Source organism: Rhodanobacter ginsengisoli (assembly GCF_042657065.1).
Lineage (GTDB): Bacteria > Pseudomonadota > Gammaproteobacteria > Xanthomonadales > Rhodanobacteraceae > Rhodanobacter > Rhodanobacter ginsengisoli.
In genome coordinates this window covers 230641-245377 of sequence record NZ_JBHSNF010000004.1, presented here as the reverse complement: position 1 = coordinate 245377, position 14737 = coordinate 230641, and the positions used below count along the sequence as shown (strand labels likewise).

Sequence of the window (14737 nt, the reverse complement as noted above, 5' to 3'; positions counted from 1 at the left end):
GTCCGCCATGTCCGAACCCCGAACTGCACGACGCGCGCTGGTTACCGGCGGCAGCGGTGATCTCGGCGGTGCGATCTGCCGCGCCCTGGCCGACGGTGGCTACCACGTGATCGTGCACGCCAATCGCGGGCTCGATCGCGCCGAGGCGGTGGCGGCGGCGATCCGCGATGCGGGTGGCAGCGCGCAGGCGGTGGCGTTCGACGTGGCCGATGCCGCCGCCAGTCGTGCCGCGCTCGAGTCGCTGCTGGCCGAAGGCACGATCCACGCCGTGGTGAACAATGCCGGCGTGCACGAGGACATGCCGATGGCCGGCATGTCCGAGGCGGCCTGGCATCGGGTGATCGACGTGTCGCTGCACGGCTTCTTCCACGTCACCCAGCCGCTGCTGCTGCCGATGGCGCGCGCGCGCTTCGGCCGCATCGTGTCGATCAGTTCGGTGGCGGCGGTGGTCGGCAACCGTGGGCAGACCAATTACGCCGCGGCCAAGGCCGCGTTGCACGGCGCCAGCAAGTCGCTGGCACGCGAAATGGCCTCGCGCGGCATCAGTGTGAACGTGGTGGCGCCGGGGATCATCGAGGGCAAGATGGTCGGCGAGGATTTCCCGCCCGAGCGCATCCGCGAGATCGTCCCCGCGCAACGCGCCGGCAAGCCGGAGGAGGTGGCCGCACTGGTCGCGTTCCTGTGCAGCGATGCGGCGGCTTACATCAACGGCCAGGTGATCGGCGTCAACGGCGGCATGGCCTGACCCACGCGTCGCCGCGCCGCACGGCCCGGAGGCTCAAGCCGCGCGGAACAGCGGCGGTTGCCGCTGACCGGAGCATGGCGCCTGCAGGCGCGCGTCGGCTCCGGTGGCCTGCAACGTCAGCGCGTCGGCCAGGCCTTCCAGCAGGCGCAGGTTGTCGCGCAGGCGCAGGCGGATGCCGGCATCGTCCAGGCGGTCGTGCAGGCCCCGGTTGAGCTCGGCGAACCAGGCCAGTGCCGTCTGATCGAGCATTTCGCGGCGGCTGGTGCCGGCGCTGGCAGCATGCCAGTGGCGGAACAGCTGCTGCATGCGCGTGTTGAGTACCTGCGCGCGCTCCAGCTCGGCGCGCATCTCGCCGAGCAGGTCCAGATCGGTCAGCCGTCGCTGGAACATCAGCTGGCACAGCACGCCCCAGTAGAAGGCGTAGTCCCAGGTGACCTTGGCCGGCAAGACCTCGGCGTTGCCGAACAGCGGGTACTGATCGCGGAACAGCGCCAGCGTGTTCTCGTAGAACGAGAAGTACAGCTTCTCGTAGAAGTGCGCGTACGGGGCGATGCTGCGGCCGGCCCGGTCATGTCCGATCAGCGCCACGATGTAGGTGTTGGCGATCGCGATGAAGTCGCTGCCGGGCGAGTAGAACGGATCCAGGAAGCTGCCCGCTTCGCCGGTCAGCGCCCAGCGGTCGGCGGAAAACAGCTGGCGGCTGTTGTGCGAGTAGTCGCGCAGGAAGCGAAAATCGAGCAGGCTGTCGCGCTCGGCGGCGATCGCCCGGCCCATCGCCGGCTGGTGCGCGTGCAGCCAGCCCAGCGCGCGTTCGAAATCGCGCATGCCGTCCAGCGGGTGCATCGCCGCATCCGCGACGATGCCCACCGAATGTGCCCCCGAGCCCAGCGGGATCAGCCAGGCCCAGTAGCCCGGCCCCATCAGGTGGTTGGTCGAGCGCCAGCGTTCGGGTGGCGTGCAGCGAGCGTGCCAGTCGGCATCGTCGCTCCAGCGGTCGATGTCCAGCCGGGTGTCCATGCGAAACCACACCGCGTTGGCGTGGTGGCCGTTGTCGATGGTCAGCTCGAAACGCCGGCGCAGCAGGGCGGCGCGGCCGGAGGCATCCAGCAGCCAGCGCGCACTGACCCGATGCTCGCCCGCGTCATCGACATAGCTCACCTCGTGCGCCGCGCCGTGCGTGCCGACGCTGAAGGTCTTGACCGTGGCGCCGTCACGGAAGCCGATGCCGCGGCGGCGCGCCTCGGCGCCCAGGAAGGTCTCGAACACGCCGCGGTCGATCTGGTAACTGGGTATCGGAAGGATCCGGCTCACGCCCAGCTCGGTGACGTTCGCGATGTCGTCGCGCCCGTCGGAAAAGAAGTAGCGCAGGCCGAACTTGCGGATGTGCGCCGTATCCATGTGGTCGCGCAGGCCCAGCGTGTTGTCGAAGTAATCCGCGGCGATCTCCACCGTCGATTCGCCGACCTTGTGCGCGGCCGCGGGCAGCGGATGGCGGAGCCGCTCCAGCACCAGGATATCCATGTCCGGGAACTCGCCGCGCAATTGCAGCGCCAGGCACAGGCCCGCCAGGCCGCCGCCGAGGATCACGACCTCATGCGTGGGCATGTTCACGACGGGTCGGGTGTCATCCCCGGTTCGGCGGTCTGGTCGTGTCCGTCGACGATGATCGGCGCGGCACGCGAGCGTCGGTAGCTGGCGATGATCCGGCCGTAGTGGATGACCCGGCCGATCGTGTAGAGGGTGATGCGGGTGACGTCGCCGACCGGATTGAAATGGCTGAGCCGGAAGTCGCCGTGATAGCGCGAGGCGATCGGCACCGAGACCACACCCAGGTGCTTCTCGCGCGAAGCGGCGATCAGGATCGCCGCTTCGAACACGAAGTTCTCGGCCGGCAGGTCGACCAGGTCCAGCGCCGCGCGCGGATACCAGCGCTGGCCGCTCTGGGTATCGGCGATCGGCTGCGCGCAGGCCCACGAGATGCCCCAGTCGGCGATCGCGTTGGCACGTCGGCGACCTTTCGGCTGCTGCGCACGATCGAGCAGGCGCGCGCCGATCACGATATGGCCGGGATACTGCATCGCCGCGGCCACGATGCGCGGGATGTCGCTGGCCAGGTGCTGGCCGTCGCCGTCCATCGTCAGCACCGCGTCGTAACCCTGGCGCACGGCTTCGCGAAATCCCCGGCGCAGGGCCTCGCCCTTGCCCTGCCGTTCGTCGTGGCGCAGCAGGGTGACCGGCAAGGCGGCGACGATCTCCGGCGTACGGTCGTCCGAGCCATCGTCGATCACGATGACGGGCGCACCGAGCGCCAGCACGGATTCGATCACGGACTGGATCGCGGCCTCTTCGTTGAGGCAGGGGATCAGCACGCACCAGCGTGCGGCGGCGGTGTTCAAATGACTTGCTCCCTGTCGATGCGTGCCACGTCGATCTGCAATCCCAGTGTGTCGGCGGCGGCCAGCGCGCAATGGCCATCGGTCCCGGCCAGCAGGGCCAGCAGGGGCAGGCTGGCGGCCGAGGGGTTGCCAAGGCGCCAGCTCGCCAGCGGCTCCTGCAACGGAGTATCGGCGCAATCGGCGCCCATGTGCAGGTCGAGTCGGGCCAGCGTCGACGGACCCGGTTGCGGTGCCAGCACCAGCGCACAGCCGAATGCCTGGCTGCAGCCGGTGATCTGGCGCAGCGGTCCGCTGCCATCGGTGTCGCTGCATACCAGCAGTACGCTTCGCTGCTCGGCCAGCACCTGGCTCACCGCCTCCAGCAGCCCGGCACCGAAGCTGGCCCGCTGCGCCGCCACCGCGGTGGAGGGCGCGTGGCAGTCGGTGGCGATGGTCCAGTAGCCGACCGGTGCGTTGTGCACCGAGTTGTGGAAGCGGATCGGCGACAGCTCGGTGGGCGCCTGCGCCAGCGTGGCGCACATGTAGTCGGTGATCGGCTGGTCACCGTGCGAGGAGGCGAACACGCAGGCCAGCGTGGCGGCGTCCTGGCCGCTCATCGCCACGGCCTGGCCGGCCACCTCGATCGCCAGCAGCACGCTCACCGGCGCGCGCCGGCGTTCGTTCGGCGGCAGCAGTGCCGCGGCCGGTCGTGGCGCCGGCGGTTCCGGCGTGGTGCCGGCCAGCACCGCCTGCAGCGCGGCAAGGCCGGCCAGCTGCGGCGACCACAGGCCGACGCCTTCGACGTAGACGCGCAGCGTACTCACGCGACAAACCCCGCGCGGGCGAATGCAAGGCAGGCGTTGTTGCCGCCGAAGCCGAACGAGTTGCTGAGCGCCACGTCGACCTGGCGCTGTTCGTTGTGCCAGGCGAACGGCGCACCGCAGCCCGGATCGGGCGAGTCGCCACCGAGGTTGCCGGGAATCAGGCCGTGTTCGATCGCCTGCAACGCGATCACCGCCTCGACGATGCCGGCGGCACCGAGCGTGTGACCGGTGAACCCCTTGGTCGAACTGGCCCGCGTGCGGGCCCGAAACGTGCGGTTGACCAGGGCCGCCTCGACCTCGTCGTTCTTCAGGCTGGCGGTGCCGTGCAGGTTGATGTAGTCGACCTGCGCCGCGTCCAGGCCGGCACGGTCCAGCGCGTCGCGCAGCGCCAGCTCGGCGCCGAGGCCCTCCGGATGGGGCGTGGACATGTGATGCGCATCGCTGGCTTCGCCATAACCGAGCAGCTGCGGCGCGTCCGCCGCCATCGCGGCGCGCTCGAGCAGGGCGAAGCCGGCGGCCTCGCCGATCGAGATGCCGTCGCGCGCTGCATCGAACGGGCGGCAGGGGCCGGAGGAGACCAGTTCCAGCGCATTGAAACCGAACAGCACGCTGTCGCACAGCGTGTCGACGCCGCCGACCACCGCCGCGTCGACTAGGCCGAGCCGGATCATCCGCTCGGCGCTGGCAAACACCTTCGCGCTGGACGAACAGGCGGTCGACAGGGTCAGGCACGGGCCGGTCAGTTCGAGTGCGGCCGCGACGAAGGCGGCCAGCGAATGCGGCGCGTGGATCGCCGGGCGCCGCAGGTCGTCGGGAAAGCGGCCCTCGGCATCGAGCCGTCGATAGGCTTCCTCGGTGGCGCCGATGCTGGCGGTGGACGTGCCCAGCAGCAGCGCGACGCGTCCGGCGCCATAGCGTGCGCGCGCGGCGGCCACGCGGTCGAGAAAGCCGTCCTGGTTCAGCCCGAGCCAGGCCAGCTGGTTGTTGCGGCAGGCCCAGTCGGCCAGCGCGGCGGGCAGGGCAACGGCTTCCACGCCCTCGACACGGCCGATCCAGCAGTCCAGCGGCGCGCTGCTGATGTCGTTCGGGCGCAGTCCGCTGCGGGTGTGCCGCAGGGCATCGATCTGGGCTGCCAGACCGCTACCCATCGCGGACGTGGCGGTGTACGCGGTGACCGCGAGGGGTGTCATCAACATGGGCATCTCGAAAGCCTAACGGTCGCGCTGCAGCTTGCCTAGCCTGCGGCCGGGGTTTCCGGCAGGCGGGAGGACATCGTCGCCAGCGCGGCATGAAGGTGCCGCGAACAGGGCGTGAGCCGGGTAAGCTGGTGCATCTCCCTGCGATTCATTGCGTCGTGCCGTCGAACCCGTCCCTCCCCTCCCGCCAATGGCGCTACCTGCGCGATCGCGACGTGCTGCACGCGGCGCTGGTCACCGTGCTGGCGCTGCTGCTCAGCGGCGGCCTGGTCTGGCTCGCCTATCTGATCCATGTCTGCCGGGTCGCCGCCCGCAGTCCGCTGGTGCCGCCGCGGCGGATGATCGCGCTGGTGTTCGGTCGCCGGCTCGAACACGATGCCCCGGAGCACGAGTACCGGCAGCGGCTGCAGCGCGCGCTGAGCCTGACCCGGTCCGGCCAGACCGGGCACCTGCTGTTGCTCGGTGGCTGCAGCGGCAGCCGGCGCAGCGAGGCGGCCGCGGGCCACGACTGGCTGCAGCAGCATGATCTGTCCGCCGGCGTGCGGGTGGAGCTGGAACAGGATTCGGTCGATTCGCTGGAGAACCTGCGCCACGCACGCGGTCTGCTGCAGGCGCAGACCGGCGGCGCCGGGCTGCCGCCGGTGGCGCTGGTGACCAGCCGCTATCACCTGGCCCGGTGCCTGCTGCTGGCGCGCCGACTCGGCTTCACCGGGGTGCCCGTCGCGGCCGAGCCGGTGTTGCCGCGCGACCGGCGCTATCTCGGCCGGCTGCTGCTCGAGGCCAGCTATCTGATGTGGATCGACCTCGGTCTGCGCTGGGCAGGCCTGATCGGGCACCGGCGCATGGTCGCGCGCATCAGCTGAACGCCTGCGGGTTGTGCCTCGCCCGCGGGCACGGCACACTTCGCCGCGCCGTGCGCGTCGCCGGCGTATTCAGGATGAAGACCATGCCCCGCTCACGATGGCTGCTGGTGTTGCTGCTGCCCCTGCTTCTGCTGACCATGGCGTTTCGCCAGACCCCGCTGATCGACCCGCCGCCGATCAAGGTGCCCGCCGGCATGAGCGCGATCCAGGTGAACAAGGCGGTCAAGGCCGCGTTGGTCGGTCGTGGCTGGGCGGTGACCGCCGAACAGGCCGATGGCGTCGATGCCAGGCTGACCGGCAACGACTACACCGCCAGCATCCACGTCGCTTTCGACACGCAGCAGGTCAAGATCAGCTACGTCGACAGCACCAACCTCAAGTACAAGGTGAAGAGGGACGGCGAGCGCCTGATCCACGTCAACTACATGGGGTGGATGCGTTACCTGAGCGGCGACATCGGCCGCGACCTCGAGCTGGTTTCCGCCGCCGCGCCGCCGCCGAGCGCCGCCGCGGCTGGCTGAAGGCATCCGTTGCAGTCACCGCGCCGGCAGCTGCCGGCGCGGTGAAGCGGTTGCGGCGTCCCGCCGCATTCGCCGTGGGGGACGGCTTGCTAAGCTCACCGCATTGAATCGACGGGTGACACGATGAGCCAGCAAGCCGATCTTGCCGAAACCTTCCTGCGCGGCTTGCAGGACCGCATCTGCGCCGCGATCGAGCAGGCCGACGGCGGCGCGCGTTTCGAGGAGGACGCCTGGCAACGCGCGGCCGGCGGCGGCGGGCGTACCCGCGTGCTGCGCGACGGCGCGGTGTTCGAGCAGGCCGGGGTGAACTTCTCGCGCGTGTCCGGCCACCAGTTGCCGCCCAGCGCCACCGCGCACCGGCCCGAACTGGCCGGCGGAAGCTTCATCGCCACCGGCGTGTCGCTGGTGTTGCACCCGAAGAATCCGCACGTGCCCACGAGCCACGCCAACGTGCGTTATTTCGAGGCCAGCAAGGAAGGCGTGGAACCGGTGTGGTGGTTCGGTGGCGGCTTCGACCTCACCCCGTTCTATCCGGTGGATGAGGATGTGCGGCACTGGCACACGGTGGCCCGCGACCTGTGCGAGCCGTATGGCGCGGATGTCTATCCGCGCTACAAGCAATGGTGCGACGAGTATTTCTACCTGAAGCATCGCGAGGAGACCCGCGGTGTGGGCGGCCTGTTCTACGACGACCTCAACGAGGGCGGTTTCGAGCGCTGTTTCGCGTTCACCCGGGCGGTCGGCGAAGGTTTCCTCGAGGCCTACCTGCCGATCGTCGAGCGGCGCAAGGACACGCCGTACGGCGAGCGCGAGCGCGAGTTCCAGCTGTACCGGCGCGGCCGCTACGTGGAGTTCAACCTGGTCTACGACCGCGGCACGCTGTTCGGCCTGCAGTCCGGCGGACGCACCGAATCGATCCTGATGAGCCTGCCGCCGCGGGTGCGTTTCGAGTATGCGTACACCCCCGAAGCCGGCTCGGCCGAAGCGAAGCTGGCCGCGTATCTGAAGCCGCGCGACTGGCTGTAGATGTTGAATCGTGTGGGAGCGACTTCAGTCGCGATGCTCCTGCTCCGGACTATCCAAAAGCAGGAGCATCGCGGCTGAAGCCGCTCCCACAAGGTATCCGGGCCTTACGGGTTCGCGCCGCTGAACTTCACCACGGTGGCACCTTTCACCGGTCCGATCTGCGCGCTGTCGCTGACCTTCAGCACCACCTCGCGCCTGAATTCCAGGGTGCCCTGGACCACCGCGTGCGGGCCGATCACCACCAGCGGCGTGTGGCTGTTGAAGTGGAACCAGCCGCTGGACTTGTCGACCAGGATACCGCCCTCGACGCGCGAGTTCGCGCCGACCGTGATGTCGCCGCCGACGGTCTGGATGCCGCCGGCGACATGGGCGTCGTCGAGCACGATCGCGCCGTTGACGTTGCCGAGCTTGCCGCCGACATCGGCACCGCGATCCAGGTGGATGCTGCCGTTGACCGCGCTCACTTCACCGCTGACCCGGCTGCCGCTGCCCAGGCTGATCGCACCGTTGACGGTGCCCAGCTCGGTGGCCTGCGCCTTGTCGCCCAGATCGACCGCGCCATTCACCGTGCTGGCCTTGTGCACGCTGGCGCCGTTCTCCACGTGCACGGCGCCGTTGACCGTGCTGACGTCGCCCGCCTGCTGGCCGGCCTCGACCCGCACCGAGCCGTTGACCTTGTCGATGTCGCCATCGTGCGCGGCTGCCAGCAGCGGCAGGCCGAGCGCCAGCGTGGCGAGGATGAGAATCGTCGTGAGTCGACGCATGGCAGGCTCCGTGAGTGATGGGTAGTGCATAGGATGCACCGTGCGGGAGTTCGGTTTAGCGTGACCTGTGGCAGGGGCGGCATTTGACGCTGGCGGGGCCGGCCATCACCATTCGCGGTCTGTCCCATGCCGATGAACGTCACCATGCACAAGCTCGTCCTGATCCGCCACGGCCAGTCCCAGTGGAACCTCGACAACCGGTTCAGCGGCTGGGCCGATGTCGACCTCACCGCGCAGGGCATGGCCGAGGCGCAGGAGGCCGGGCGGCTGCTGCAGGCCGAGGGGTTCAGCTTCGACGTGGCGCATACCTCGGTGCTCAAGCGCGCGGTGCGCACGCTGTGGGGCGTGCAGGACACGATGGACCTGATGTGGCTGCCCGTGCTCACCGACTGGCGTCTCAACGAGCGCCACTACGGCGCGCTGACCGGCCTCAACAAGGCCGAGACGGCGGCGAAGTACGGCGAGGACCAGGTCAAGATCTGGCGCCGCAGCTACGACATCCCGCCGCCGCCGCTGGCGCGCGAGGCCAACGAGTCGGTGCACGATCCGCGTTACGCCACGCTCGATCCGAAGGACATCCCCGACACCGAATGCCTGAAGGACACCGTCGCCCGCGTGCTGCCGTACTGGCACGAGGTGCTGGCCCCGGCGATCCGGGCCGGCCAGCGCGTGCTGGTGGCCGCGCACGGCAATTCGCTGCGCGCGCTGGTGAAGTACCTGGACGGCATCTCCGACGAGGCGATCGTCGAGCTGAACATCCCCAACGGCGTGCCGCTGGTGTACGAATTCGACGACGAACTGCGGCCGCTGCGCCACTACTACCTCGGCAATGCGGAGGAGATCGCGGCGAAGATGGCCGCGGTGGCGAACCAGGGCAAGGCGAAGTAGCACGGAGTCGGCATGCCGAAGGTCAGCTCACCGAAAGCCCTCGCCGCGGCGCTGACCGAGTACTGGTCGCCGCGGGTGGTGGATGAACTCGAGGACAGCTACGTCAAGGTCGCCAAGGTGCTGGGCACGTTCGGCTGGCACAGCCACGACGACGAGGACGAGCTGTTCCTGATCCTCAGCGGCTGCCTGCGCATCGAGCTGGAGACCGGCGCGGTCGAACTCGCCGAAGGCGAGATGTTCGTCGTGCCCAAGGGGGTCCGGCACAATCCGGTGGCCGAGCAGGAATGCTGCCTGATGCTGATCGAGCGCAAGTCGACCCTGCACACCGGCAACCTCGTCACCGAGCGCACCCGCACGCTGGCGCAGCAGCTGGGCGAGGACTGACGACCGGCGAGCGGCTGACGGGTGACTAACGTCAGTCGTCAGTGGCGGCGTACTCGACTAAGCTGACCGCAATTCATCGAGGTGATTACGCCCATGCCCGCCCATTTGACCAACTACCTGATCATGCTGCCGCTGCTGGCCTGGATCATCTGGCGACGGGTCAGCCGCTCGTTCGGCCGGCAGCCGATCCAGCGCAAGCGGATGATCTTCCGCATCGTGATGTTCTCGATCATCGGCGGCGTGCTCGCGCTCGGCGGGTTCCACCAGATCGCGCTGGCCGAGGGCCTGTTCGGCGGCGTGTTGCTCGGCGGCGTGCTGGGCCTGCTCGGCCTGCGCCTGACCCGCTTTGCGGCCGACCCGGTCAAGGGCGACTGCTACCTGCCGAACCCCTGGATCGGTGCGCTGCTGACCGTGTTGCTGCTGGGCCGGCTGGGCTGGCGCCTGCTGGTGCTGTGGCCCGGGATGCAGCAGGCGTCGGCGCTGGCGGCGACCGGGGGATCCGCAGCGCCGATGCCGCCGATGGGCTACGCGTCCAGTCCGCTGACCATGCTGGTGATCGGCCTGCTGGTGGGCTACTACATCGTCTACTTCAGCGGCCTGCTGATCCATCACCGGCGCTTCCAGCAGGCGCAGCAGAGCGCGGCGGCGATGTGATTCCCGGCGACGCCGCCGCGGCAAACAGCGCCGAGAACTCCCGTGCGAATCGGTGCACGTCGCCGGGCCAGCGCGCCGAAAGATAGTTGCCGTCGCGCACCACGAAGGCGGGCGCCGCATCGGCGTCGCTGTCGCGGGCCAGTCCGTTCGTCTTGCGCCGGTAGTCGGGCGCATCCCGCGGCACGTCGAGAAAGTCGTCCGGCGCCGCCAGCGCACGGCTCACTTCCTGCTGCACCGACAGGTAGCCGTCCGGCTGATCCGGCGATTCGCGATAGGTGCGGTAGTAGTGCGGATCCCAGAAGCGGCTGATTCGCGCGGTGACCCAGGCCCTGCGCTCCAGCGCCCAGGTCAGCGCGGTGGTGCGCCGGCCGTGCAGCACCGACTGCCCGTTCGCCGCCCGGCTGCGCGCCGCCAGCAGCACGCCGTGGCAGATCGCCGCGACCGGTTTGTCGGCGGCGAAGAACGCCGCGACCAGCGCCTGCAGCGTCGGACTCTCCAGGTATTCGCGCATGCCGCGCGCCCGATGCCCGCCGGGCAGCAGCAGGCCGTCGAATGCCGCGGCCTCCAGCGCGTCCCAGCGCATCGGCGCGCGGAACGCGGCATCCTGCAGCAGGGCCGTGTGGGCGCGCCGCGCATCGGCGTTCGCCCGCAGCAACAGGCCGACCACGCGCAGCCGCTTCAGCCCCGGCAACCAGCCCCATGGATCGAGCCCGACGCCGCTGAGCATCAGCTCGTCGGCTTCCGCTGGCATTCCATCCGGCGTGGCGAACACCACGCCGTGGCCGTCGCGATGCAGCGTGCGCCAGCTCACCGCGACCTCGGACGGATCGAAGTCGCGGCGCGGCAGCGGGATCAGGATGCGCGCCACGCGCCGCTCACGACGCCGGCGTGTCGAGATAATCCAGGCTGGCCTGCAGCATCGCCTCCATGCCGATCTTCAGCGCGCCCTCGTCGAGGAAGAATTTCGGCGAATGGTTGGACGGTGCCTTCGAGGCATCCTGCCCTTGCGGAGTAGAGCCGACGAAGAAGTACACGCCGGGCACCGCCTGTGCGAAATAGGCGAAGTCCTCCGAGGCCATCCACGGCTTCGCCTCGATCACGTGCTCGCTGCCGATCGCCTTGCCGATGCTGGCCCGGACCCGCGCGGCGAGCGCGGGATTGTTGATCAGGATCGGGTTGCTGTCGCCGACCGGGATCTGCTCTTCCACCGTGGCGCCGTTGGCGGCGGCGATGTGCCCGGCGATGCTCTTGAGATTGTCGATCGCCTGCTGGCGCATGCCGGCGTCGAACGTGCGCAGCGTGCCCTGCAGCTCGACCTGGTCCGGCACGATGTTGTAGCGCGAGCCGCCCTCGACGATGCCGAAGCTGAGTACCGCCGGCTGCGCGCTGATGTCCAGCTTGCGGCTGACGATGGTCTGCGCGGCGCTGATGATCTCGGCCGCGGTGACGATCGGGTCGACCCCGTTCCACGGCATCGCGCCGTGCGTCTGGCGCCCGTGCACCACCATCCGGAACCAGTCCGAGCCGGCCATCGTGGGTCCCGGGCGCACCGCCACCGTGCCCACGTTGAGCGAACTGACCACGTGCATGCCGAAGATCGCATCGGGCTTGAAGTCGCGGAACAGGCCTTCCTTCAGCATCAGCGAGGCACCGCCCTGCTCGCCGGCGGGCGCGCCTTCCTCGGCCGGCTGGAACACGAACAGCACCGAGCCGTGCAGCTGCTTCTTCATCCCGGCCAGGGCCTGCGCCATGCCCAGCAGCATCGCGGTATGCGCGTCGTGGCCGCAGGCATGCATCACGCCGGTGGGCTTGCCGCGGTACTCGCCGGTCGCCTTCGAGGCGAACGGCAGGTTCACTTCCTCGGTCACCGGCAGCGCGTCCATGTCCGCGCGGATCGCCAGCCGCGGTCCGGGCAGGTCGCCCTTGAGCAGGCCCACCACGCCGGTATGCGCGATGCCGGTATGCACTTCCAGCCCCAGCTTGCGCAATTCGGCGGCGACCAGCGCCGCGGTGCGCACCTCGCGATTGCTCAGCTCCGGATGCTGGTGGATGTCGCGCCGCCACGCGGTGACCTGCGCCACTTCCTGTTGCGCCAGTTGCGGCGCCGTCTCGACGCTGGCCGCATGCAGCGGGGCGATGGCTGCGGCGGCAAGCGCCAGCATGATGGCAGTACGGTGCATGAGCGATCCCCTTCGGTAGAAGGGTCCGATGGTAGCGCGTGTGCCGCGGCGGGCGGGCAGGGCATGGCCACCGGCTCGATGCCTCGCGATCGCGCGTGCGGCCCGGCCGATCGGCGGGGCGGCGGCGGGTGCCGGCCTCCGTGCGTCCACTCCGACGATCCGCGATTTGGCACGAAACCTGCTCACGCCCCCGTGAGCCGCACCGGGTGGCTCGCTATCGGGAAGTCGCCATGGAAGAAGTCATCGAACCGATCACCGCCACACACTCGCCGCAGGAGTCGGCGATCCGCTTCCTGCTGCGGCATGCCCAGTGCCAGAGGGCGCTGACCATCAAGGTGGAAAACGCCTGTGCGCAGCTTGCGGCAGAGACACGGGCGCTCGACACGGCGACCACCCGCCAAGCTGCCGCCGGCACGCGCCCGCCCGTCGCCGCCGTGGTGGAGGACGGCACGCCAGCCCGACCGGTGGCGCCCGAAGGCAGTTTCCTGGGTCGTTTTTCGCAGGCTTATGCCGCTGCGCGTCACTTGCCTTTGCCGAGGCGGGGCTCGGAGACTGGGTCCCGGAGAAGCGCCGGGTCGAGTGCGCCGCGTTCGACGGAATCGGCATCCGCCGTCGCCTGACGGCCGGCTGAGGGGCACATCCTGCGGGCATGGCTACCGGCACGCGAAGCCTGTTCGCTGGCGCGGTGACCTTTCGTCGCTGGGCTTGGCATGGCGGTAGCTCCGTGGTTTCCGGCGTCTTGCAGAGCCAGAAAGCAAGAGCGTTTCGACCCGCTGCGCGGCCCGAGTTACTTCTCTTTTGCTTGTCCAAAAGAGAAGTAACCAAGAGAAAACGACACCCCACTTGGCGCTTGCCGGGCATCCATGCCCGGCAAGTCCGTGAGGCGGGGCCGGGCTTTTCGACCGGACTCCTGTCCGGGCGAAAAGGAGCCGACATCCCTGTCGACTCCCCTGCGGGCCTATCGTCCCCACCTCACCGCCGCACAGGGGCCCCGGGTAGAGCAGCGCGCCATCGTGGCGCGCACTCGGTGCGCCACCGCTGCGCGGCGACGAGAGCCTAGGAGCCAAGAGCAAAAAGTCCCGCTACGAGCGGGACTTTCCAAGGTTGCGGGTGTCTGAGTTAGGCTAGAAACGGGCGATCAACATGCAACGTTACCGACTTAGAAAACGGGCGACACGGAGGCGTCCTGCAAGCAAAGTTTCCGAACGTTACATTTGCCCGCCGCAGCGGGCACGGGCGTTATCAAACCTGCAACGGCTACCGTTCATCCTTGCTCGGTGTAAGTTCAGCACTCTGACCAGCCAATGGTGCCGCCATGTGCTACTCAGCTCAGGTCAAGGCTGACTACCGCCACTTCGTACGCGAATGGGGCGCGATTATCAGCATCAAGCGCTTCGTCGAGCTGTTCTGGGAGAAGCGCAAGGACGGTCAGTGGACAAAGATCCCCAAGGCCATGCGCGAGGCCTTCCGCAAGCCGGAAGACGAAGATGGTTTCGAACTGGCCAAGCTGGTAGCGGAAGCCGATCGCGAGCAGGCAGAGCGGTATAAGTCCGAGCTGAGCACGCAAACCGCGCGACTGGAAAAGGCCGAGGCGGTGCTGGCAGGTTCCAGGCCGACCAAAAAGGCCGCTGACGATCAGCGCATCGCCACGAACAAGATCAAGGCCGCCCAACGCAATCTCGACGACCTGCAACGTGTGGAGCTGGTGGATCGGGACTCGCGCATATTTCCGGGAAGCTATGCCCCGGTCATGATCGAGAAGGAAGGTAAGCGGATCGTGGTGCCCATGCGCTATCAATGTCGCCTGCCGGGCTGGAATGAAGTGACCGAGAGGAAATATCCCGGCACCTACAACGCGCGCCGCGACAAGCTGGAGGAGTCGTGGGGCAAGCTGTTCGGCCACCGTCACGCCATCATGATCGTGACCCGGTTCTACGAGAACGTCTCCCGCCACAAGATGGAGGGAAGAGAGCTGGCCGCCGGGGAGAAGGAGGAGAACGTCATACTCGAATTCGATCCTCAGCCACCACAGGAGATGCTGGTGGCGTGTCTCTGGAACATCTCCAAGGGAGACAATGGCGGCGCGGACCTGTTCTCTTTCGCGGCGATCACCGACGAACCACCCCCTGAGGTTGCAGCCGCGGGTCATGACCGATGCATCATTCCGATCAAGCCGGAGCACGTCGATGCGTGGCTCAGTCCGGATCCCGGCAATCTCGCCGCGTTGTACGCGATCCTGGACGACCGCGCGCGGCCGTATTACGAGCATCGGCTGGCGGCGTGATCTGGCGAAAACGATGCGGCCAGGTGTGCCGTG

16 protein-coding genes are annotated in these 14737 nt (G+C 68.7%); 9 read left to right on the top strand and 7 right to left on the bottom strand.

Annotated features, from left to right (window positions below):
• The first annotated feature begins 7 nt into the window (after nucleotides 1–7).
• Complete coding sequence (gene fabG, locus ACFPPA_RS17135; protein WP_377322114.1) at nucleotides 8–745, top strand: 3-oxoacyl-ACP reductase FabG; 738 nt, start codon at nucleotides 8–10, stop codon at nucleotides 743–745.
• A 33-nt stretch (nucleotides 746–778) separates the two neighbouring features.
• Here the strand turns inward: fabG and ACFPPA_RS17130 are convergent, their stop codons facing one another.
• Genes ACFPPA_RS17130 through ACFPPA_RS17115 form a run of 4 tightly spaced genes read right to left on the bottom strand, consistent with a single transcriptional unit; the run spans nucleotide 779 to nucleotide 5134 of the window.
• Nucleotides 779–2356 carry an NAD(P)/FAD-dependent oxidoreductase gene (locus ACFPPA_RS17130; RefSeq protein WP_377322112.1) on the bottom strand — a complete coding sequence of 526 codons (1578 nt, stop codon included), beginning with the start codon at nucleotides 2354–2356 and terminating at the stop codon, nucleotides 779–781.
• Entirely contained in the window at nucleotides 2353–3141 is a 789-nt protein-coding gene (locus tag ACFPPA_RS17125; RefSeq protein ID WP_377322110.1) for a glycosyltransferase family 2 protein, read from the bottom strand. The genes ACFPPA_RS17130 and ACFPPA_RS17125 overlap by 4 nt, the downstream gene beginning before the upstream one ends.
• The gene (locus ACFPPA_RS17120; RefSeq protein ID WP_377322108.1) at nucleotides 3138–3944 is read right to left on the bottom strand and encodes a beta-ketoacyl synthase chain length factor; all 807 of its coding nucleotides are present in this window, start codon (nucleotides 3942–3944) and stop codon (nucleotides 3138–3140) included. The genes ACFPPA_RS17125 and ACFPPA_RS17120 overlap by 4 nt, the downstream gene beginning before the upstream one ends.
• Complete coding sequence (locus tag ACFPPA_RS17115) at nucleotides 3941–5134, bottom strand: beta-ketoacyl-[acyl-carrier-protein] synthase family protein (protein WP_377322246.1); 1194 nt, start codon at nucleotides 5132–5134, stop codon at nucleotides 3941–3943. The genes ACFPPA_RS17120 and ACFPPA_RS17115 overlap by 4 nt, the downstream gene beginning before the upstream one ends.
• Nucleotides 5135–5298: 164 nt before the next feature.
• Here ACFPPA_RS17115 and ACFPPA_RS17110 point away from each other — a divergent pair, with 164 nt between their 5' ends.
• The 3 genes from ACFPPA_RS17110 to hemF all read left to right on the top strand — a co-directional run bounded on the left by ACFPPA_RS17110 (nucleotide 5299) and on the right by hemF (nucleotide 7550).
• On the top strand, nucleotides 5299–6003 hold the full coding sequence (locus tag ACFPPA_RS17110; protein WP_377322106.1) for a YdcF family protein: 705 nt from the start codon (nucleotides 5299–5301) through the stop codon (nucleotides 6001–6003).
• A gap of 83 nt (nucleotides 6004–6086) precedes the next feature.
• Nucleotides 6087–6524, top strand: a complete 438-nt coding sequence (locus ACFPPA_RS17105; protein ID WP_377322104.1) for a hypothetical protein — start codon at nucleotides 6087–6089, stop codon at nucleotides 6522–6524.
• A 123-nt stretch (nucleotides 6525–6647) separates the two neighbouring features.
• Nucleotides 6648–7550, top strand: a complete 903-nt coding sequence (hemF, locus tag ACFPPA_RS17100) for an oxygen-dependent coproporphyrinogen oxidase (protein WP_377322102.1) — start codon at nucleotides 6648–6650, stop codon at nucleotides 7548–7550.
• Nucleotides 7551–7654: 104 nt separating this feature from the next.
• Here hemF and ACFPPA_RS17095 read toward each other — a convergent pair whose 3' ends face one another.
• Nucleotides 7655–8314 carry a DUF4097 family beta strand repeat-containing protein gene (locus ACFPPA_RS17095; protein ID WP_377322100.1) on the bottom strand — a complete coding sequence of 220 codons (660 nt, stop codon included), beginning with the start codon at nucleotides 8312–8314 and terminating at the stop codon, nucleotides 7655–7657.
• A gap of 144 nt (nucleotides 8315–8458) precedes the next feature.
• On the opposite strand from ACFPPA_RS17095, the gene gpmA reads away from it, so the two are divergent.
• The 3 genes from gpmA to ACFPPA_RS17080 all read left to right on the top strand — a co-directional run bounded on the left by gpmA (nucleotide 8459) and on the right by ACFPPA_RS17080 (nucleotide 10240).
• Nucleotides 8459–9202, top strand: coding sequence for a 2,3-diphosphoglycerate-dependent phosphoglycerate mutase (gene gpmA / locus ACFPPA_RS17090; RefSeq protein ID WP_377322098.1), 744 nt, complete (start codon nucleotides 8459–8461; stop codon nucleotides 9200–9202).
• Nucleotides 9203–9214: 12 nt separating this feature from the next.
• On the top strand, nucleotides 9215–9586 hold the full coding sequence (locus ACFPPA_RS17085; protein WP_377322097.1) for a cupin domain-containing protein: 372 nt from the start codon (nucleotides 9215–9217) through the stop codon (nucleotides 9584–9586).
• Nucleotides 9587–9679: 93 nt separating this feature from the next.
• The gene (locus ACFPPA_RS17080) at nucleotides 9680–10240 is read left to right on the top strand and encodes a CcdC protein domain-containing protein (RefSeq protein WP_377322095.1); all 561 of its coding nucleotides are present in this window, start codon (nucleotides 9680–9682) and stop codon (nucleotides 10238–10240) included.
• Here ACFPPA_RS17080 and ACFPPA_RS17075 read toward each other — a convergent pair.
• Complete coding sequence (locus ACFPPA_RS17075; protein WP_377322094.1) at nucleotides 10176–11108, bottom strand: type 1 glutamine amidotransferase domain-containing protein; 933 nt, start codon at nucleotides 11106–11108, stop codon at nucleotides 10176–10178. The two genes, ACFPPA_RS17080 and ACFPPA_RS17075, sit on opposite strands and share 65 nt — an antisense overlap.
• A 7-nt stretch (nucleotides 11109–11115) precedes the next feature.
• A complete protein-coding gene (locus ACFPPA_RS17070; RefSeq protein ID WP_377322092.1) occupies nucleotides 11116–12420 on the bottom strand; it encodes an amidohydrolase in 1305 nt (434 codons plus the stop codon).
• Between the two features lie 230 nt (nucleotides 12421–12650).
• On the opposite strand from ACFPPA_RS17070, the gene ACFPPA_RS17065 reads away from it, so the two are divergent.
• Together ACFPPA_RS17065 and ACFPPA_RS17060 are read left to right on the top strand one after the other, a co-directional pair.
• Entirely contained in the window at nucleotides 12651–13040 is a 390-nt protein-coding gene (locus ACFPPA_RS17065) for a hypothetical protein (RefSeq protein WP_377322091.1), read from the top strand.
• 695 nt (nucleotides 13041–13735) lie between these two features.
• Complete coding sequence (locus ACFPPA_RS17060) at nucleotides 13736–14704, top strand: SOS response-associated peptidase family protein (protein ID WP_377322089.1); 969 nt, start codon at nucleotides 13736–13738, stop codon at nucleotides 14702–14704.
• Nucleotides 14705–14737 lie beyond the last annotated feature (33 nt).